The sequence below is a fragment of the Streptomyces sp. NPDC058257 genome (assembly GCF_042881845.1).
Lineage (GTDB): Bacteria > Actinomycetota > Actinomycetes > Streptomycetales > Streptomycetaceae > Streptomyces.
On sequence record NZ_JBHVXJ010000010.1, the window covers coordinates 109671 to 128361 of the forward strand.

Here is an 18691-nt window from a genome sequence, read left to right on the forward strand (position 1 = left end):
GCTAGGAGAGTTCAGCCGTTGCCGCCATCGCCGCCGTTGCCGTCGTCGCCGCCGTTGCCGCCGTTGCCCAGGTGCGTGGTGAAGGAGAACCGGTCGCCCCGGTAGAGGGTGCGGACCCGCTCAAGGGGGTGGCCGGAGGTGTCGCGCGAGACGCGGTGGATCAGCAGCATGGGCAGCGCGGGCGGGGTGCCGATCAGCAGGGCCTCGCGGGGAGTGGCGAGGACGGTCTCGATGCGTTCGTCGGCGTCACCGAAGGAGATGCCGAGCCGGTCGCGCAGGTAGGCGTAGAAGGAGGAGTCGGGCTCGAAGTCCCGGTCGAGGGCGGGGGCGCGGGCCACGGAGACGTAGGTGCTTTCGAGTCCCACCCGCTCCTCATCGGCGAGCAGTACACGCTCCATGTGCCAGACGGGCTCGCCCTGTTCGACCCCGATCTCGGCGGCCAGGGCCTCGGGGGCGGGGAAGCGGTCGAGGGAGATGAGATGTCGACCCGGGGTACGCCCCTGTCGCCGTACGCCTTCCGTGTAGCTGGCGAGGGACAGCGGCTGCTCCAGCTTGGGGCCCGCGACGACCGTGCCCCGCCCCTGCCTGCGCAGCCGCCCTTCGAGCAGCAGATCGCGCAGCGCCTGCCGCACGGTCTCCCGCGCGACCTCGTACCGCACGGCGAGATCCCGCTCGGTGGGCAGCGTCTGCCCGTCCCCCAACTCCTCTATCAGGTCGGCGATTCTGGCCTTCACCGCGTAGTACTTCGGGATGCGGCCGTGCTCGGGGATGCCGGAGCGGATGGGGGCGCCGGGGACCTGGTCGAGCAGGTGCGCGGGAGGGTGCGGGGGGTTCGGGTTGTCCACCCGGGGATGTTCGCAGACGTACGTGAACCCTGGTCGGACGGCGCCCGACCAGGCCGTCGATCACGCGGACGGGCTGCCGAAGTAGTGCCCCTTGTCGAGATCCTCGATGAGCCCCGGCCGCGTCGGCCGCCACCCCATCAGCTCGCGGGTCAGCGCGCTGGAAGCGGGCTGGTCGGGCGCGAGGATGGCGGCAAGCCAGGAGAAGTGCGCCGCCGCGTCCTCGGGAGAGACGGAGACCACCGGCAGATCCAGATGGCGGCCGATGACCTCGGCGATGTCGCGGATCGGTACGCCCTCGTCGGCGACGGCGTGCAGCATCGACCCCGCGGGAGCCTTCTCCAGCGCGAGGCGGAACAGCTGCGCGGAATCAAGACGGTGCACGGCGGGCCAGCGGGCGGCCCCGTCGCCGATGTAGCCGGAGACGCCCTTGTCGCGGGCGATCTGGACCAGCATCGCGATGAAGCCAGTGTCCCCTTCCCCGTGGTTGGTCCGAGGGAGGCCGACGACGGAGGAACGGACGCCCCGGGAGGCGAGGGAGAGCACCCACGCGGCGGTGGCGAGCCTGGCCTGCAGTCCCTCGGCGGCCGGGTCGGGATCGAGCCCGTCCCGTTCCGTCGCCACGCGTCCGGGCACATGGGGCGTCCCGGAGGCGATGACGAACGGCCGGTCGGACCCCGCGAGCGCCTCACCCATGGCCTCGACGGCACGGCGGTCCGCACCGGTGGCGCCCTGGGGGTCCCCCGAGAAGGCGATGTCGTGCTTGAACGCGAGGTGGATCACGCCGTCCGCCCCGGCGGACGCAGCGCGCAGGGTGTCCAGATCGTCAAGGGTGCCGCGGACCACGTCGGCCCCGGCCTCGGTGAGAGCGGCGGCGGAGGCGTCCGAGCGGGCGAGGCCGACGACCTGATGACCCGCGTCGATGAGGTCCGGAACGACGGCGGAGCCGATCCAGCCGGAAGCGCCGGTGACGAAAACACGCATGGGAATCCTCCAAGTCGATTCGACACCGGCGAGCGATGCCGGTGTCCGACACCAGTGATCGATGTGGTGAGCGATGTGGTGAGCGATGTGGTGAGCGATGTGGTGAGCGATGTGGCGATCGATGTGGCGATCGATGTGGCGATCGATGTGGCGATCGATGACAGTGACTGTCATCGACAGTACACCTGATGTCAGTCACTGTCGTGCCGTAGGATCGTCGACATGGGTCGATGGGAGCCGAACGCGCGCGGGCGCCTCGAACAGGCAGCGCTGGAGCTCTACAGCGAGCGCGGGTTCGAACAGACCACGGTGAAGGAGATCGCCAAACTGGCGGGCCTCACGGAGCGCACGTTCTTCCGGCACTTCGCCGACAAGCGCGAGGTCCTGTTCCCGGAGTCGAACCCCCTGCGGGACGTCCTCGTCGACGCGCTCGACGGCGTCCCTGATTCCGTGCCGCCGATCGACGCCGTCGCCGCGGCTCTGGACACCGTCGGCGAGCTGATGAGTGAGCGCCGCGAGCTCGCCCGACAGCGTCAGGCCGTCATCGCGGCCAACGCGGAGCTCCAGGAACGCGAGCTGGTCAAACTCGCCTCGCTCTCATCGGCACTCACCGACGCCTTGCGCCGACGCGGGGTGGCGGACCCGGCGGCGGGTCTGGCAGCGGAGGCGGGGATCGCCGTCTTCAAGATCGCGTTCGAGCGTTGGATCAGCGAGACCGAACAGCGGAACCTGTCGCACCTGATCCGGGATTCGCTCGACGAGCTCAAGGCTGTGACGGCGGGCGGGGGTCGTGACTCGGGGCGGGCTGTGGGGGCGGGGAGGGTGTAGCTCCGGGCGGGCTGTGGGCGGGGAGGGCGTGACTCCCGGCGGGGAGGGTGTGACTCCCGGCGGGGAGGGTGTGACTCCCGGCGGGGAGGGTGTGACTCCCGGCGGGGAGGGTGTGACTCCCGGCGGGCTCAACGCCGCCGGGTCGCGGCCCTCAGGCGTCGGGCCCCCACGAAGAGACCCCACCCCCCGGCGAAGAGAATCCCGGCGACGGCCCCGACGCCGAGCAGGGCGCGGGGCCCTGTCGCGGCCAGTTCATCGGCGTACGAGGATCCCCCGGCGTCGGCGTCGTACCGCTCACGCCCTCCGCCTCCGCCACCGCCACCGTTGGCGCCGCTCTCTCCCACGCCCCGGCTGTCGCCCCCGCCCCCGTCCGCACCACCGTCCCCGCCCCCGTTGCCGCCTCCGCCGCTGTCACTGTGGTTGTCGCTGTCAACGTTGTTGTCGCTGTCGCTGTCGCTGTCGCTGTCGCTGTCGTTGTCGACGGCGAACGGATAGTCGTCGGACTCGCCCACCCAGTCGCCGTCGTCGTCACGGCGCTGGACGACGGCGGCGGAGATGACGGCACGTTCGGACCGGGCCTCGGAGGTGAAGGAGAGCCGCACCTTGACGGTGCGGGTCCTTCCGGCCTTGACCGTGAATCCGGGGAATCCGTCGTCGAATACGCCGACGTTCTCGTCCCGGTCGGTCCGCTCGATCCCCACGGGACGCCAGCGCGTGCCGTCGTGGAAGTCCAACTGGATCTGCCGGGGCCGCAGCTCGCGCTCCTTGTCGACGATGACGACGACGGGGTGGATGTTGCCGCAGCTGCCGCGGGTGGAGTTGGCCAACTTGAGGGACCATTTCCGGTAGCCGCCCCCGGCCTCGTAGGTGGCGGGCCCGCCCTTGATCCGCGTCCCGATGGGGAAACCTCCGCCGTTGGGGGCGGAACAGACGGGGGGCTGGGCTGCTCGGGGCCGCTGCACGGGCGCCGCCGGGCCGCTCTCCGGCACCCCGTACGCGGCAACCGCTGGCCCCACCCCGGTCACCCCGGAGGCGAGAGCGGCGGCAGCGGCGGTGACGCCGGAGGCGAGAGAGCGGCGAAGTCGCATGCGTTGCCTTTGCTGAGCGCGGGGCGGGAGGGCGAGAGGAAACGAGGGCGGGAGCGGGGGCGAGGGCCGGGCGGGGGCGAGGGCGGGGTGAGGGCGAGGGCGAGGGCGAGGGTCGGGGCGTATGACACTGGTCGGCCGCGACCTTGCCACGCCCGCACGAACTCACGGGGCCCGCCACAGCCCCGTACCGCCGACTGGACCGCACACGTCACTCCTATCAGCTGACTTTCCGTTAAATGCGGCTGGTGGGGCGGCTGATGCCTCGGGCCGCCGGGGTCGCGACCGGCTGGGGCTGCCGGGGCGGCTGATGACTAAGGCAGTCCGGGGTCACGGCAGCCGATTCCGGCTGCCGTGTCGCTGCCGGGGCGCTAGCTGGCACCGACCGCAAGGGCGGTCGGCGGTGGCGGTCAGCGGTCAGCGGTCAGCGGTCAGCGGTCAGCGGTCAGCGGTCAGCAGCCAACGGTCGGCGGTCGGCGGTCGGCGGACAACGGCCAGCGGTGGGCGGCCAGCAGCCAACGGTCGGCGGCCAGCAGCCAACGGCCAACGGTCAGCGGCCAAGAGCCAGCGGTCGGCGGTCGGCGGTCGGCAGCCAGCAGCCAAGAGCCAGCGGTCGGCGGCCAGCGGACAGCGGCGGCGGTCAAGAGCCAGCGGTCGGCGGCCAGCAGCCAGCGGCGGCGGCGGTGGCCGCCAACGACTGCCGAGGCAACCTCCGGCCCTGCTCAACCGCGAACACCACGAACGCTGCGAACACCGCGAACGCCACAACCGCCACAACCGCCACGACCACCACAACCGCCGCCAACCCCACACGGCAGCCGCCAGCACCTCCACCCCGCCCAGCAACCAGCCACCAGCCACCAGCCGCCAGCCCGCACCCCTACCCCCGCCCACCCCGAAACGCCACATCCGCCGCCCGCCCGAAAAGCGGCGCGAGTACCAGTTGCGCGGCGCCCTCCGCGACCCCCCGGTCGCCCCCGGACGCGACGGCGACCGGGACCTCCGTGCCTCCGCCGCCCCGCCGGGCGCGTTCGGTGACGACGGCGCCCACTCCTCGTACGAAGCGCTCCTCGTCGGCGAGTACGACCCGCCCGCCGAGCAGCACGAGGTCGATGTCGAGCAGGCTGACCAGGTTGCCCGCCCCCGCCCCCAGGACCCGCGCCGCCTCATCCAGATCCCCCCGCGCGACCGCCGCCAGGCACAGCGCCTCGATGCAGCCTCGGTCGCCGCACCCGCACTCCGGGCCGTCCAGCTGGATCACCTGGTGGCCGAACTCCCCCGCCCCGGTCCGCGCACCCCGGTAGAGACCGCCGCCGAGGACAAGGCCCGCGCCGAGCCCCGTACCGAGGTGCAGATACGCGAAGGACTCCGCCACGCCGCCCAGCGCGAGGCCAAGGGCGGCGGCGTTCGTGTCCTTGTCCACGACCACCGGCAGCCCGAGCCGCCCGGCGAACGCGTCCCGCAACGGGAAACCGTCCCACGCGGGGAACCCGGTCACACGGTGCAGAACCCCGTCGGAGTGGTCGAGCGGACCGGGCAGCGCGACCCCGATGCCGAGCAGCCCCGGCATCGCGCCATCCCCCCGGACGAGGCCCCCGGCCAGTGACCGCACCGCCCCCACCGCAACGTCGACCACGGCCTCGGCGCCATCGCCGAACGCCAGCGGCGCCCGGCGTTCCGCGACCACGTGGCCCGTCAGGTCGGCCAGGACCGCCGTCAGTTCGTCCCGGTCGAGGTGCAGGCCGACCGCGTGGCCCGCGTCCGGCACGAGCCGCAGCAGCGTGCGCGGCTTGCCGCCCGTGGACGCGCGGCGGCCCGCCTCCGCCGCCAGCCCCTCCGTACGCAGCCGCGCGGTGATCTTGCTGACGGCCTGCGGAGTGAGCCCGGTGCGCTCGGCCAGTTCGAGGCGGCTTATCCCGGCCTCGCCCGCCGTGCGCAGCAGGTCGAGCACCAGGGCGGCGTTGTGCCCGCGCAGCGCGAGCAGGTTCGCCCCGGCGCCGACCCTGCCACCGCTCGCCCTCCCACTCCCGCTCCGGCTCCCGCTCCGGCTCCCGCTCCCGCTCCGGCTCCCGCTCCCGCTCCCGCCGCCGTCGGCCCTCTCATCAGTCCTGTTCACCCCTCCATTGTCGCCCGCGCTTGCGCTTTGGCAACACCGTTGCTTAAGTGGAACGCATGACTGGTACAGGCTCAGGCGCCCCCGGACCTCACGGCTCCCCGCTACGCGTAGCCCTCATCGGATACGGCCTCGCGGGCTCCGTCTTCCACGCCCCGCTGATCGCCGCCACCGAGGGCCTCGTCCTCGACACGGTCGTCACGTCGAACCCCGAGCGGCAGGCGCAGGCCCGCGCAGAGTTCGGTGACGGGCTGCGCTTCGCCGCGTCGGCCGACGACCTCTGGGTCCGCGCGGACGAGCTCGACCTGGTGGTGATCGCGTCCCCGAACAAGACGCACGTCGCGCTCGCGACCGCCGCCCTCAAGGCGGGCCTCCCGGTCGTCGTGGACAAGCCGATCGCGGGCACGGCCGCCGAGGCCCGCGAGCTCGCCGCGCTCGCGGACGACCGCGGCCTTCTCCTCTCCGTCTTCCAGAACCGCCGCTGGGACAACGACTTCCGCACTCTCCAGAAGCTCATCGCGGACGGCGAGCTCGGCGACGTATGGCGCTTCGAGTCCCGCTTCGAGCGGTGGCGTCCGCAGCTCAAGGGCGGCTGGCGCGAGTCCGGGAACCCGGAAGAGATCGGAGGTCTCCTGTACGACCTCGGGGCTCACGTCGTCGATCAGGCGCTCGTACTCTTCGGCCCCGCCCAAACCGTGTACGCCGAGTCCGACGTCCGGCGCCCCGGCGCCGAGGCCGACGACGACACGTTCATCGCGATCACCCACCTGGGCGGCGTCCGCTCGCACCTGTACGTGAGCGCCACCACCGCCCAGCTCGGCCCGCGCTTCCGTGCCCTCGGCTCGGCGGCGGGCTATGTGAAGTACGGCCTCGACCCGCAGGAAGCCGCACTCCGCGACGGCAAGCGACCCGCGACCGAGGACAGTTGGGGCGAGGAGCTCGAATGCATGTGGGGCCGGGTCGGCTCCGGCGAGTCCCCGCTGACCGGCGGCGGCAACCCGATCCGGACACTGCCGGGCGACTACCCCGCGTACTACGCGGCGATCGCCGACGCCCTGCGCGGCACCGGCGAGAACCCGGTCTCCGCGTACGAGGCCGCGTCGGCCCTCGACGTCCTTGAGGCGGCACGCCGCTCGGCACGCGACGGTGTGACGGTGGTCGTATGACGACGCCCACCGCACCCACACTGGAAGAGCTCGAGACCCAGGAACTCCGCCTGGTCCTCCCCCACTTCACGTACGAGGACGCCTGGGCACTCGGCACGCTCCTGGTCGATCTCGCCCGCGAGCGCCAGGCCCCGGTCGCCATCGACATCACCCGCGGCGGCCAGCAGCTCTTCCACGCGGCCCTGCCGGGATCGACCCCGGACAACGACGCCTGGATCGCCCGCAAGCGCCGCGTCGTCGAACGCTACAGCTGCTCGTCGTTCCTGGTCGGCACGCGTTTCCGCGCCAAGGGCACGACGTTCGAGGACTCCTCGCGCCTGGACCCGGACGTGTACGCGGCGCACGGCGGCGCGTTCCCGATCGCGGTGCGCGGCGCGGGCGTGATCGGCACGGTGGTGGTCTCGGGCCTCCCGCAGGCGGCGGACCACGCACTGGTGGTGGAGGCACTGGAACGGCACATCGAGGGCCGATAGCGGCATCTCGGGCACGAGGTGCGGGGCACGAGGTGCGGGGCACGAGGCGCGGGCACGGGGTGCGGGGCGCGGTAGCGAACAGTCACCGCGCCCCGCGGGCGTCACGCGTCCTTCAGTTCCTGACGCTGCTTGCCGAGCCCCTCGATCTCCAGCTCCACCACATCACCGGCCCGCAGGTACGGCTTCGGCTCGGGGTGCCCCATGGCGACGCCCGCCGGCGTACCGGTGTTGATGACATCGCCCGGGTACAGCGTCATGAAGTGGCTTACGTAGCGCACCACTTCCGCCACCGGGAAGATCTGCTGGGCCGTGGTCCCGTCCTGCTTCAGCTCGCCGTTGACCCAGAGCTTCAGGGAAAGCTCCTGCGGGTCGGGGACCTCGTCCGTCGTCACGAGCCAGGGGCCGAGCGGATTGAACGTCTCGCAGTTCTTGCCCTTGTCCCAGGTGCCGCCGCGCTCGATCTGGAACTCGCGCTCCGAGACGTCGTGCGACACCGCGTACCCGGCGACGTGCGCGAGCGCCTCCTCGTGGGACTCCAGGTAGCGCGCGGTGCGCCCGATGACGATCGCGAGCTCGACCTCCCAGTCGGTCTTGACCGACTTGCGCGGTACGAGGACGGTGTCGTCGGGGCCGACCACCGTGTCCGCCGCCTTGAAGAAGATGACGGGCTCGGCGGGCGGCGTGGCCCCGGTCTCGGCCGCGTGGTCGTGGTAGTTGAGCCCGATACACACGACCTTGCCGATCCGGCCCACCGGCGGCCCGACCCGCAGACCTTGCGCGTCGAGCACGGGCAGCTCGCCCGAACCGGCGGCGGCCCTGATCCGGTCGAGCGCGGCCGTGTCGGCGAGCAGCGCCCCGTCGATGTCCGTGACGGCCGCCGACAGGTCCCGCAACGTGCCTTCGGCGTCGAGCAGCGCCGGGCGCTCGGCCCCCGCCGTTCCGACTCGCAGCAGCTTCATGGTCAATCTCCCTTGGTCGAGTCGCGCCCGCGTCCTGACCGCCGCGTGGCCCGCAGTGGGGCCTCCCCTGCCCGAACGGGGTCGAGAGCTCGGGAAGGGTCGCGGCCATCGGAGGTTTGGAAGATCCTCCAAGGTCACTGTCCATCCCGCAAGACCCTGTTCACAGACCGGACCATTACCGGGCGGTAGCCGCTGTCCCGCAGTAGCCGCTGTCCCGCGGTAGCCGTTGTCCGCGGTAGCCGTTGTCGCGGTAGCCGTTGTCCGGCAGCAGCCCCGCTATCCAGCGGCAGCAGCCAGCGCCCCGGCGCCGTACGGCATGTCGCGGTAGAGCACGGCGCGCTCGACCGCGCTCCAGGTCGTGCTGGTGACCACGTACAGCGCGGCGGCCAGCGGCACGAAGGCGACGGTGAACAGCGTCATGAAGGACATGAACGGCATGACCTTGGTCATCGCACCCATGCCGGGCATCTGCTGCGCGTCACCGGAGCCGCCGCCGGCGGCGGCGGCGGCAGGCGCGGCCATCGCCATCTGCTTCTTCGCGCGCCGGAAGTTGAAGGTCGCGACGGCGGCCACGATCACGAAGAGCCCGATGTAGACGAGCCCCTGCGCCCCGAAGACCCCGCCGTCGGAGAGCGCGTCCTTCCACCGCCCGCCGAGGGGCGCGGCGAAGAGCTTGTGACCGAGCAGCGCGTTGGCTTCCCCGCCGATGTTCGAGTTCGAGAAGAGGTGGTAGAGCAGGAAGAACGCCGGAAGCTGGAACAGGCTGGGCAGGCACCCGGAGAGCGGCGAGACCTTCTCCGCGCGGTGCAGTTCGAGTACCGCCTTCTGGAGCTTCTCGGGGTTCTTGGAGTGCTTCTTGCGCAACTCGGCGATCTGCGGCGACAGCTTGGCACGCGCCTTCTGGCCACGGGCCGAGGCCCGCGACAGGGGGTGGACGAGAAGTCGTACGCACGCGGTGAACAGCACGATGGCGGCGGCCGTCGCGGAGGCGTGGAAGACCGGTTCGAGCAGATCGGCGATGGAGCCGACCAGGTCGGCGAACAGGGACATGAAATCGGACAGGAAGCCGGGCATGGAGAAGCCCTCCGGAGGTCTCGTCGTACCGAGGAAGAGAGATGAGGAACTCGTGTCGGCGTGACGGCCCGCGAGGGGTCTCGAGCCCGCGAGGGCTCTCGATCTGTCGCTGTCGCTAGAGGTGCGGGAAGAGGCGCAGGTCCCCTACGCGGCCGTCATGACGAGACGGCCCGGTGCTCGGGGCCGCCTGCGCCCGGAGGCGTCGGGATCGCGCTGCGGCAGGAACGCCGTGCGCTTCTCGCGGTCGCGGATGGCCGTGCGCACCCGAGTGCGCGGCACGGCGGGAGCGCAGCGCGCGGCGAGCAGGGAGCAGACGGCGAGCGCGGAGCCCGCGGCGGCGGTCGCGGCGAGCGCGACGGCGGCGGTGAGGCTGCTCGCGTCGAGGAGGACGACCTCGACGAGGAGGAAGAGAAGAAGGCCGGTGGGACGGAGGGCGGCTTTCCAGCTGCGGATCATGTCCTGCATCGCTTCGAGCCCCCTCTCCGTGAATCTTCGAGCCTTCGAGTCTTCGAGACGTCAGGTCTTCGAGTCGTCGAGACTGCCGACCTGTACGACGTATCGCGTACTGCCGTTATACAGGATCCGTCTCGACGGCCGTAGGGGTCGCCCTCCCCGTAGGGGTCGCCTACCCGTAGGGATCGCCCTACCGGGGCCGCATGGACCGCAGCTTCCCCCACACGATGAGCCGGTACTTGGACGTGTACTCGGGGGTGCAGGTGGTGAGGGTGATGTAGTACCCCGGGGAGTCGTACCCGTGCCCGGCTTTCACAAGGCTGCGGGGCACGGCCCGGATGACGCCGCTGTCACGGGCGGAGGTCTGGGCGAGCGTCTTGTCGACGACGTACGTATAGACGGCCTTCCGGGTCTCGACGACGACCTCGTCACCGCCCCGGAGCCGATTGATGCGGCGGAAGGGCTCGCCGTGGGTGTTGCGATGCCCGGCGAGCGCGAAGTTCCCGCCCTGACCGGGCTGGGAGGTACGCGGATAATGCCCGACGTATCCCTTGTTGAGTACGGCGCTCTTGCTGACCCCCTCGGCCACGGGCACCCGTATCCCGATACGCGGAACGCGCAGGACGGCGTAGGCCTGGTCCCAGTCGGGGGTGGGGGCGGGGGCGGCGACGGCTTGCTGCCGCCGGGCGGGCTTCCGACCGGGGGTCTCATCGGCGCCTGAGTCGCGCGACTCGGGTCCGGCGCCGGGGGAATCGGCAGGAGCCGACTGGCTCCCACGCTCCTCATCCCCCTCCCCAGCCCCCTGCCCAGCCCCCTGCCCAGCCCCCTGCCACTCGCGCTCCAGGGCGTGGACCTTGCGCTCGGCGCCTTCGCGGGCCTGCCGATTGGTCCACCAGAGCTGATGGACGACGAGCAGCAACAACACAAGCCCGCAGGTGACGGCGGCCTCGGCGCCACCCCACACAAGGCGAGCACCTCTCCCCCGCGCCCGGCCCCGCCGCCCGCGAGGCCCATGCACAACAACAGGAATCCGCTCGGCCCGCTCCCGCACGTCGGCACCTCCCCTACCAAGAGGGCGGCAGATTAGGCCCAAGCCCGCGAACAATCCATGCCGCCCACATCCCGACCACATCCGGACCGCATCCGGCCCTCATGCCGACGACACCGCCGAAACCACAAAAAGTGCAGCTCCCTGATCTGCCCTGATCTGCACGGCAACCCTGCTGCAACGCCCCCACTCGGCAGTACGGTGTCCCGTATGCGCCCCGACACGCCTGCCGACCACATCGCCGAAGCCGAGCGCCTGGAGCGGACCGCCGGCTTGTACCCCGAGGACACCGAACACCTGCTGCTCCAAGCCGCGGCCCACCTGGAACTGGCGGGCGAACGCGACCGCGCGACCACGCTCTACGACCGCCTGCTGACCCCGGACGCCCCTCACCCGGCATCGGCCCCGACCCTCATCCGAGCCCTGAAGGCCTCGAACCTCTGGGAGTACGGCCACGAGGCGGAGGCAAGGGCGATCATCGACGGCGTACGGGCGGCGGCCCCGCGCGACCCGGCCCCGTGGGTGATCGCGGCGGAGTCCCTGGAATCGCACGACGAACTGAGTCAAGCGCAGGAAACGTTCACGCAGGCGCTCGAACTCCTCCTCCCCTCCATCTCCGGCGGCACCCCGTCCTACGAACAACGCCCGTTGCTGTTCGGCCGCCACCGGGTACGCCGCCTGCTGGGCGCGACCCACGACGATTGGGACGCGCTGGCGGACCAGATCTCGACGTCCCCAGTCCCCCTGGACGAACTGCACGACCCGAAGCGCATCTGGTCCCTGGGCTCGGACAACCCGGTGGAACTCCGCGCGGAGATCTCCCGCATCCAGGCGGAGTTGGGCTCGTACAGAGAGGCCCTGTCCCGCCCGTTCCCGGTGGCGGTCCTGCACTGGCCGTCGGCGGAACTGGAAGAACTCCTGACGGCGTACCCGCCCCTGGAATCCGAATACCCCTCGCACGAGGCGCACTTGTCGACCATAGAGTCCTCCCTGCGCGAACTCTCCGCCTCGGGCACCCCCAACTTGGGCATCGTCACAGGCACGGTCCCGTCCTACGAGGCATTCGCAGCCTCAGAGGGCGCCCAACCGACGGACGCCTCACTACTACCGCAGTACGCGACGACGCTGGCCGCGCGGGGGCGCGCAGTGGGGTGGCCGCCGGAGGCGGGGGCGGCTTGTTGGTGTGGGTCGGGTACCCCTTACGCCGAGTGTCATGGCTCGGGCCAAGCCTGACGCATCCCGCCCGCCGTTCAGACCGTCCGTCGCATTAGTGGAGGTCATCACAGGGATCCCAGCCGGGCTGCAGCGTGGTCGAGATGCAGCGCCGTTGGTATGTGCACCGCGCCAAATTCAGTAGCCGCTGCGAGTTCGATCGTGTCGAACTCCAGCGGCGGCTCCACATCGGCGAGTAACTGCTCCGCAGGTGTCTTCCGGCCCACGCTTGTCCCCTGCCGAAACTTCTTGTTGCCTACACGCAGGCTCAGCGCCCGTCGGCCAACCCACGCGTCCACACGGAACAAGGCATCCGCTAGCGGGTGGACACGCAGATCTATTCCACGCTGCCTCAGTTGCACGAGGGTGTAAGCCTCTCGCAAGAAGCCGTAGTACGCGTTCCCAACGCGCCAGCGCATCGCCGCCCGGGCGCGCCACTCTGGGTGTCCGTCGTCGACGAGGCTGCGGATCATCGCCCTGGCCGGATGGCCAAGCATCTCCTGTCCCGCAGCGTCATCGAGGGCGAACTCTCTGAACTGCTGGTAGGTAGGGATGGCCCCGATGCCCTCTATACAGATGTGGAACGTGTGCGTGAACGCGAAGTCTGGGTGCCAGTCGACAATTTCCTGAACGCTCTCCCCCACGCTGCGCCGCACCTCCCCCAAGGCATGCTCCGTGCTCTGGCAAACCACTTGGACGTCGTCCTCTGTGGAGCGATACAGCACACGCGTCCGGTGCGCCATCACCGCTGGCGTCACCGCTGCCCTGCGCGGATCTCGCTTCCAGCGCAGAAACCGTTCCTTGGTTCCCGCGGAAGTGCAGAACAATGCCAGCACGTCATCGGCCGTCGTCTCTAACACTCATCCCCCAGCCAAGGCGTCAAGTAAATGCCCTTACAAGGTAGTTGGCTGGACGATCCACGCACATGGTGTTCGTGTGATCAGTGATACTAGTGAGGCGTATGTCGTCTTTCTGAGTCAGGAGCCTGCCTGTGTCCCTCTTCGAGCACCCTGGTCCGGCACCTGGCGTCTACGACGACCCCGAGCTGATGCTCGTGCGCCAACACCTGCTCGCCCTCGACCCGGACGGCAAGCGCTTCGCAAGAATCCTGCGCGACACCATCGACCAGCTTCTCGACGGCGAGCACACTGGCCGCTTCGACTGGAACGAGCTGCACAAGACCGAAAAGACGCATGCTGGCACACTGGTGGAAATCAACCTGTTGCGAGAATTCGAACTCGCCAGCGGAACCGACCTTGATTACCTGATCGCGGGGATCGAGGTCGACTGCAAGTTCTCGCAGAAGCTATACGGGTGGATGATTCCGCCAGAGGCCCTGGATGAGATCTGCCTCGTGGTCTGGGCAGACGATCACCAGAGCTTGTGGAGCGCAGGCCTCCTGCGTGCCAGCCGTGCCAAGCTCACTACCAGCGGGACCATCACGAAGAAGGGCAACCGGGACGGAAAGTTCCGGCTGACGAAGGAGCACTACTCGCTGGTGACCTGGCTCTGGCACAAGGAGCCACTAGAGGAGAACCTGCTGCTGCACATAGACAAAACCACACAAGAGGCGATCCTGAATGCTGGAGCGGGGTCGGGGCGCAGCCCAGGGCAGGCAAAGCTCAACGAACTGTTCCGCCGAGTACAACGACGTCGGGTGAACCGTACGGTAGTGCGCACTCTTGCTCAGCAAAAGGACTACATGAAGCGCGTGCGGTACAACGGGGGGTCACGTAACAACCTTCGCGATGAAGGCATCCTCATCTGCGGCGACTACCCCAACCACCAGGTAGTTGCCAGCCAGCTAAAACTGCCCGTACCGCAAGAGGGTGAGAGCGTCAGCATCCGCGTTGCTGAGGCCAAGCCGCACCACGACGGGCAGCCTCGCATACTGCTTGAGGGCCGTTACTGGGTCGCTGCTGGCCCCCACGACCCGGTAGAGCGGGCTCCGCTTCTCCCCCAGACGAAGAAGAAGGCAAGCACTCCAGACTGATCCGTCCGGCTGGAAGAGGCCATGCAGGAAGAGAATTCAGAGGCAGGCAGCGAGGCTTGGGTTCCTCCCGAAGGTTCCTGGGCTTCCTCAGCGGCCAGACGTCGCAACATGCAAGCCATCCGCAGTCGCGACACCAAGCCCGAGCGGCTGATCCGCAGCCTGCTACACGCCCAAGGGCTGCGCTATCGAGTAGCAGCCAAGCCCCTTCCTGGTCTGCGCCGGACGGCTGACATCGTCTTCCGTCCGGCGAAACTGGCTGTCTTCATTGACGGCTGCTACTGGCATGGCTGCCCCGAGCACTACGTCTCACCGAAGACCAATCCCGGCTACTGGTCAGACAAGGTCGCCCGGAACATGGCTCGCGACCGCGACACGAATGAGCAACTCCGGTCGGCAGGCTGGACCGTGCTCCGATTCTGGGAGCACGAGCCAGCCGGGGACTGTGCCATCAAGATCGCAGCTACGGCCAGCCGCCTCCGGGCTGCCGAAAAATAGCAGGACTGCCTCTCCCATCTGCCCTTGCTCATACCTCACTGCCCCCTCTAGCCTCGTGCGTTCTGTCTATAACGCCTGATCAGCGGGGGCTTGTGTGTCGTTCATTATGGTTGCCGCCGCTTTGTATGGGGTGTTGCAGCTTGGGTTGCTGGCCTCGCCCGTGCGGTCACTGCGCCTTTCGACGGTCCTGTTGACCGTCGCAGTCGGCGCCTACGGCAGCGGAGTAGTCGCCACCCTCATCGAGCTCGGCTACGCACACGCCGCTGTTTCGCACGTGGGGCAGCCGCTTCGGGAGGCCATGGGGCAGGGCGCCTACACCGTAGTTCCTGCCGTCGAGGAACTCGCCAAGCTAGCGCCACTGCTGCTAGCAGGCCTGAACCTGAAGATCCGCTACCAGTTGGGCCTGGCCGACTATGTCGTCCTCGGAGCAGCGACAGGTGCCGGACTTGGGCTATTTGAAGTGATGCTCTCCCACCTCCTTGATGCCCAGCGAGCAAGCCCACTGCCGGACGGCGGATGGATGCTCTCCGGCGGCCTAGGCCTGGGAGGTTCCACGTACATTCCGGACTGGTCAACGGTCTTGACTGCTTGGCTGCCGGCCTCGCTGGGCAGTCTGGACATGAGCTTCACGGAAGCCAGCCTGGGCACTAGCCTCCACCTCGTCTGGGGCTCCGTGGGTGCACTTGGTGCAGCGCTGCTCTTGCGAGGCCCCGGGTGGCCTCGCCTGCTAGGTCTCTTGCCTATTGCCTACGCGATAGGCCACCACACGCTGGTTAACTACTCAGGACAGCGCGATGACCACCCGTCCGACTGGGCGGACTCGCTGCTCAAGGCCGCCGACGACATGGTGGGCTATGTCCCACTGATCTGCCTGGCGATCGCCATGGCTGTTGACTACCGCCAACTGCGCCGCAGCAAGCTAGCCATGCCTGGCGTGCTCCTGGACTCGGAGCGGACCGGTCGCACGGGTATGACAGCACTGACCGGTTTCGCGACCTGGTGCGTGCCATGGACGGTACTGATCGCGCTGCGCTTCGCACGCTTGCGAAGGGCTCTGCTCTATGCCGCTGGGCGGACCCGCCCCGAGAAGCTTGAGGCTCTGCACCAGGCAGTCGCTGACACCGCGGCGCGGATGAATGCCGCCAACCAGGACGGCGCGTGGGACTCAAGCCGAATACGCGCCCGCTTCAAAGCAGCCCGCCCCAAGCATCCTTGGCGCCGCCGATGGCCGCTCCTGGCGATCTCTCTCCTGCTGATGCTGCCGTCCCTGATCTTCCTGGGCCTCGGCTCGTTCACGGCGACCAAAGACCTGCAGAAGCACTTCACCACCGGCAACGGGCCCCGTCTCCTGATGTGGTTCGGGATAGCCGCTGTGGCATGGACTCTCGTCCAGCTCGTGCTCTTGCTCCGCGCCTGGCGCACCGCCGCAAGGCAACCCTTGGCTGAGCCTCAAGCGGTCCTGCGCCTACGTGTCTTCACCGCATTGGGCGCCGCCCTCGCCAGTAGTTTGCTGCTCATCAGCCACTACCGCGGCAGGCCACTCGACGGCGGTGTCACCGATCCCCTCGCCATGCTGCTCGCCGCACTGGAAAACCTCGAACTTTACGCGGGCATCGCTCTCACGATTCTGTCGCTCGCGGCCCTGATCATGCTGTTCCCGCCTGGCGGACTCGCGCTCGCCGGTGGTGGCGTCCTCGCAGGTGCTGCCACCGTGGAAGCCGCGCAGGCCGCCGCCCTGGGCGGGGCCGGCATCGCCCTCATGGTGCAGGGCTCCCAGAACAGCGGAAGCGATGGAACGCCATCGAAGGCGGGCGGCGGCAAGCGAGCAGACGTCCCCCAGTGGCTGCGGGACAAGTGGAACAAGGGAAACCAGTTCAACAAGGACAACTGGCACCGCTATCCGGCCAACGAGGTCACTCTTGAAAACGGCAAGCGCCTGGACTCGTACCGCCACGGAAAAGAAATTGTGTCACGCAAAGACACGCAGATATCGAAGATCTCCGAGAACACATTCAAGGGCTACGTGCGCGAGATAGGACAGAAGTATAAGGAAGGCACCAGAATCCCGGACACAGTCAAAGCACGCAAGGAATATCCGAAGCTCATCGGGAAAACCCTGAAGGGTAAGTACTACCTGGAAGTTCCCGTCCAGTCGCAGCCTGTGCCAAAATGGGCTCTCCAGGATGCAGCGAACAACGGCGTGATAATCCGGGACGTGCAGGGCTTCATCTACCGTCTACCGAAGGGCTAGGGCTGAAACGGTCATGATCTGGACCTACTGCGAGACGTGGAACAACCTCACTGAGGAACCCATGATCCCGCTGACCGCCGAGGAAGCCCACGCTAGACACGTCTCCGGGCAGCTCTACAACGCCATCGCATCCACACCGGGGCAGCCCTCGCCGCAGTTGCGCGTAGGCATCCGCCTGGAGACCGGCTACGCATCAGTAACTTTCATGGACGAATTCGGCAGGGACACCCTGTCCTACACATTCACACTCCTCAGCGGATGGCTCTTCCTCGAAACCGTGAACACATACGGATACGGAGACTTCGAGGAGCGCGGAGGGTACGCAGACGCTAACTATACGGAGTCGTACGAATTCACCCCCGATGGCGTGATGGAGCAGAACATCGAGCGTGATGGTGAAGAATTCCAGGAGAGTCGAAATGGGATTGACGTCACCAGCAACTGGGAACCAATTCCCGAATTCGGTCGCTACGATTCACTGATCCGCAGAGAGCGCGCCTGAGCTCTACGGAGAACGTAAGGAAGATGCCTGAGCTGGCCACCGATTGGCTACCAGCTCAGGCAGAAGGCGAACTACGTCGCCGCCTTTGTCGCAGCTTCGAACGCTGCGTAGATCTGTTCACCAACGGCCTGCGCAACCGGCGGGGGGAAAGCGTTTCCTACCTGCCGATACGCGGCTGTCTTCCGGCCGGAGAACTTCCACTCCTCCGGAAAACCCTGGATGATCGCGGCCTGCGACACGGTGAGCTTAGGGCCCAGCTTCTGGTCTGGCGGCTGTCCCACGACAGCAAAGAGGTCGCGGTCCCAAGTCTCCTTCTCCAGCATCACGTCGGGCTCATTGGCAACACCCAGCCCGCACACGCCGAGGTCCGCCCAGGCCCGCTTAGCCCGCGTCGGACCGAGGTCCGCACCACCATGCTTCTTGGAACCGCCGACGACCGTGGGCGCCACACCTTCAAGCGCCTTCTCGTACCAGTCCTTGAATACCTTCTCAGCCCGCGGATCGTCAGCGACGGCGTCGTACCGCGCCCGCATCGAATCATGGAGTGCCGCGCCGACAGTGAGCTCATCGCGCGCTTTCGGCTTCGCGTGCTGGAAGTGCCGGGCGTACTTTGGCTCCATCGCCACGAGGATGGCTCGGGGACGCAGTTGGGGGACTCCATACCTCCTCGCCTCCAGCACCTCCCAGTAGCACTCCTCGTACCCCATCGACTCCAGGCGCTTGATGATCTCCTGCCGATACTCGGCGAACTTGGGGTCAAGCAGCCCGCGCACATTCTCGATCATCACAGCCTTGGGCTTGAGCTCGCAGGTGAGTTCAAGCATCCGCGGGAAGAGGTCACGCTCGTCGTCGCGGCCGAGCTGCTTGCCAGCTGCCGAGAACGGCGGGCAGGGCACTCCGCCAGCCAGAAGATCAAGCTCTCCGGATTTCAGTCCCAAGCCAGCAGAGTCGAACTGTCTGAGATCCGCCTCGATGACCTTGCAGCCGGACCACTCGGAGTTCTGCTCGGTGTTGCCCCTCAGCGTCTGGCATGCGTCCTTGTCGATCTCGATCAGGGCCGCGTGCCTGAAACCCGCGTTGTGCAGACCGACAGCCTGCCCCCCAGCCCCAGCGCAGATCTCCACCGAGGTGTACTTGAGTTCGTTAGTGCGGGTCATGCCCCCTCCTTACGGTCGTGCAGCGGCGGACACTTCTTGCAATCCGCCATCACAGA

General features: G+C 68.5%; 19 protein-coding genes. 9 read left to right on the forward strand and 10 right to left on the reverse strand.

Annotated elements, in window-relative coordinates:
* Positions 1 to 11 precede the first annotated feature (11 nt).
* Positions 12 to 845: a GntR family transcriptional regulator gene (locus ACFVXC_RS23890; RefSeq protein ID WP_389908247.1), complete on the reverse strand. Its 834-nt coding sequence runs from the start codon at positions 843 to 845 to the stop codon at positions 12 to 14.
* Positions 846 to 905: 60 nt separating this feature from the next.
* Positions 906 to 1826 carry an SDR family oxidoreductase gene (locus ACFVXC_RS23895; RefSeq protein ID WP_389908249.1) on the reverse strand — a complete coding sequence of 307 codons (921 nt, stop codon included), beginning with the start codon at positions 1824 to 1826 and terminating at the stop codon, positions 906 to 908.
* A gap of 54 nt (positions 1827 to 1880) precedes the next feature.
* On the opposite strand from ACFVXC_RS23895, the gene ACFVXC_RS23900 reads away from it, so the two are divergent.
* Positions 1881 to 2015, forward strand: coding sequence for a hypothetical protein (locus tag ACFVXC_RS23900; protein WP_389908251.1), 135 nt, complete (start codon positions 1881 to 1883; stop codon positions 2013 to 2015).
* Between the two features lie 33 nt (positions 2016 to 2048).
* Entirely contained in the window at positions 2049 to 2654 is a 606-nt protein-coding gene (locus ACFVXC_RS23905; RefSeq protein WP_389908253.1) for a TetR family transcriptional regulator, read from the forward strand.
* Between the two features lie 128 nt (positions 2655 to 2782).
* Here ACFVXC_RS23905 and ACFVXC_RS23910 read toward each other — a convergent pair whose 3' ends face one another.
* Both ACFVXC_RS23910 and ACFVXC_RS23915 read right to left on the reverse strand, forming a co-directional pair.
* Entirely contained in the window at positions 2783 to 3742 is a 960-nt protein-coding gene (locus tag ACFVXC_RS23910; protein WP_389908255.1) for a cell wall protein, read from the reverse strand.
* 877 nt (positions 3743 to 4619) lie between these two features.
* On the reverse strand, positions 4620 to 5855 hold the full coding sequence (locus ACFVXC_RS23915; RefSeq protein WP_389908257.1) for an ROK family protein: 1236 nt from the start codon (positions 5853 to 5855) through the stop codon (positions 4620 to 4622).
* A 56-nt stretch (positions 5856 to 5911) separates the two neighbouring features.
* Here ACFVXC_RS23915 and ACFVXC_RS23920 point away from each other — a divergent pair, with 56 nt between their 5' ends.
* Together ACFVXC_RS23920 and ACFVXC_RS23925 are read left to right on the forward strand one after the other, a co-directional pair.
* Positions 5912 to 7018, forward strand: coding sequence for a Gfo/Idh/MocA family oxidoreductase (locus ACFVXC_RS23920; RefSeq protein WP_389908259.1), 1107 nt, complete (start codon positions 5912 to 5914; stop codon positions 7016 to 7018).
* A complete protein-coding gene (locus ACFVXC_RS23925) occupies positions 7015 to 7491 on the forward strand; it encodes a heme-degrading domain-containing protein (protein ID WP_389908261.1) in 477 nt (158 codons plus the stop codon). The genes ACFVXC_RS23920 and ACFVXC_RS23925 overlap by 4 nt, the downstream gene beginning before the upstream one ends.
* A gap of 101 nt (positions 7492 to 7592) precedes the next feature.
* Here ACFVXC_RS23925 and ACFVXC_RS23930 read toward each other — a convergent pair whose 3' ends face one another.
* The 4 genes from ACFVXC_RS23930 to ACFVXC_RS23945 all read right to left on the reverse strand — a co-directional run bounded on the left by ACFVXC_RS23930 (position 7593) and on the right by ACFVXC_RS23945 (position 10941).
* A complete protein-coding gene (locus tag ACFVXC_RS23930; RefSeq protein ID WP_389908263.1) occupies positions 7593 to 8450 on the reverse strand; it encodes a fumarylacetoacetate hydrolase family protein in 858 nt (285 codons plus the stop codon).
* A gap of 276 nt (positions 8451 to 8726) precedes the next feature.
* Positions 8727 to 9512, reverse strand: coding sequence for a YidC/Oxa1 family membrane protein insertase (locus tag ACFVXC_RS23935; protein ID WP_389908685.1), 786 nt, complete (start codon positions 9510 to 9512; stop codon positions 8727 to 8729).
* Positions 9513 to 9668: 156 nt separating this feature from the next.
* A complete protein-coding gene (locus ACFVXC_RS23940; protein WP_389908265.1) occupies positions 9669 to 9989 on the reverse strand; it encodes a DUF6412 domain-containing protein in 321 nt (106 codons plus the stop codon).
* 178 nt (positions 9990 to 10167) lie between these two features.
* Positions 10168 to 10941 (reverse strand): class E sortase, encoded by a 774-nt coding sequence (locus ACFVXC_RS23945; protein WP_389908267.1) that lies wholly within the window; start codon positions 10939 to 10941, stop codon positions 10168 to 10170.
* A gap of 294 nt (positions 10942 to 11235) precedes the next feature.
* Between ACFVXC_RS23945 and ACFVXC_RS23950 the strand changes: the two genes are divergently transcribed.
* Positions 11236 to 12258, forward strand: coding sequence for an SEC-C metal-binding domain-containing protein (locus ACFVXC_RS23950; protein WP_389908269.1), 1023 nt, complete (start codon positions 11236 to 11238; stop codon positions 12256 to 12258).
* Positions 12259 to 12305: 47 nt separating this feature from the next.
* On the opposite strand, the gene ACFVXC_RS23955 is transcribed toward ACFVXC_RS23950, so the two are convergent.
* On the reverse strand, positions 12306 to 13097 hold the full coding sequence (locus tag ACFVXC_RS23955) for a hypothetical protein (protein WP_389908271.1): 792 nt from the start codon (positions 13095 to 13097) through the stop codon (positions 12306 to 12308).
* A 131-nt stretch (positions 13098 to 13228) separates the two neighbouring features.
* Here ACFVXC_RS23955 and ACFVXC_RS23960 point away from each other — a divergent pair, with 131 nt between their 5' ends.
* The 4 genes from ACFVXC_RS23960 (at position 13229) to ACFVXC_RS23975 (ending at position 17478) form a co-directional block, all read left to right on the forward strand.
* Entirely contained in the window at positions 13229 to 14230 is a 1002-nt protein-coding gene (locus ACFVXC_RS23960; protein ID WP_389908272.1) for a NaeI family type II restriction endonuclease, read from the forward strand.
* 21 nt (positions 14231 to 14251) lie between these two features.
* Positions 14252 to 14725, forward strand: a complete 474-nt coding sequence (locus tag ACFVXC_RS23965) for a very short patch repair endonuclease (RefSeq protein WP_389908273.1) — start codon at positions 14252 to 14254, stop codon at positions 14723 to 14725.
* Positions 14726 to 14819: 94 nt separating this feature from the next.
* Positions 14820 to 16976, forward strand: a complete 2157-nt coding sequence (locus ACFVXC_RS23970; protein ID WP_389908274.1) for a hypothetical protein — start codon at positions 14820 to 14822, stop codon at positions 16974 to 16976.
* A gap of 13 nt (positions 16977 to 16989) precedes the next feature.
* A complete protein-coding gene (locus tag ACFVXC_RS23975) occupies positions 16990 to 17478 on the forward strand; it encodes a hypothetical protein (RefSeq protein WP_389908275.1) in 489 nt (162 codons plus the stop codon).
* A 71-nt stretch (positions 17479 to 17549) separates the two neighbouring features.
* On the opposite strand, the gene ACFVXC_RS23980 is transcribed toward ACFVXC_RS23975, so the two are convergent.
* A complete protein-coding gene (locus tag ACFVXC_RS23980; RefSeq protein ID WP_389908276.1) occupies positions 17550 to 18635 on the reverse strand; it encodes a DNA cytosine methyltransferase in 1086 nt (361 codons plus the stop codon).
* Positions 18636 to 18691 lie beyond the last annotated feature (56 nt).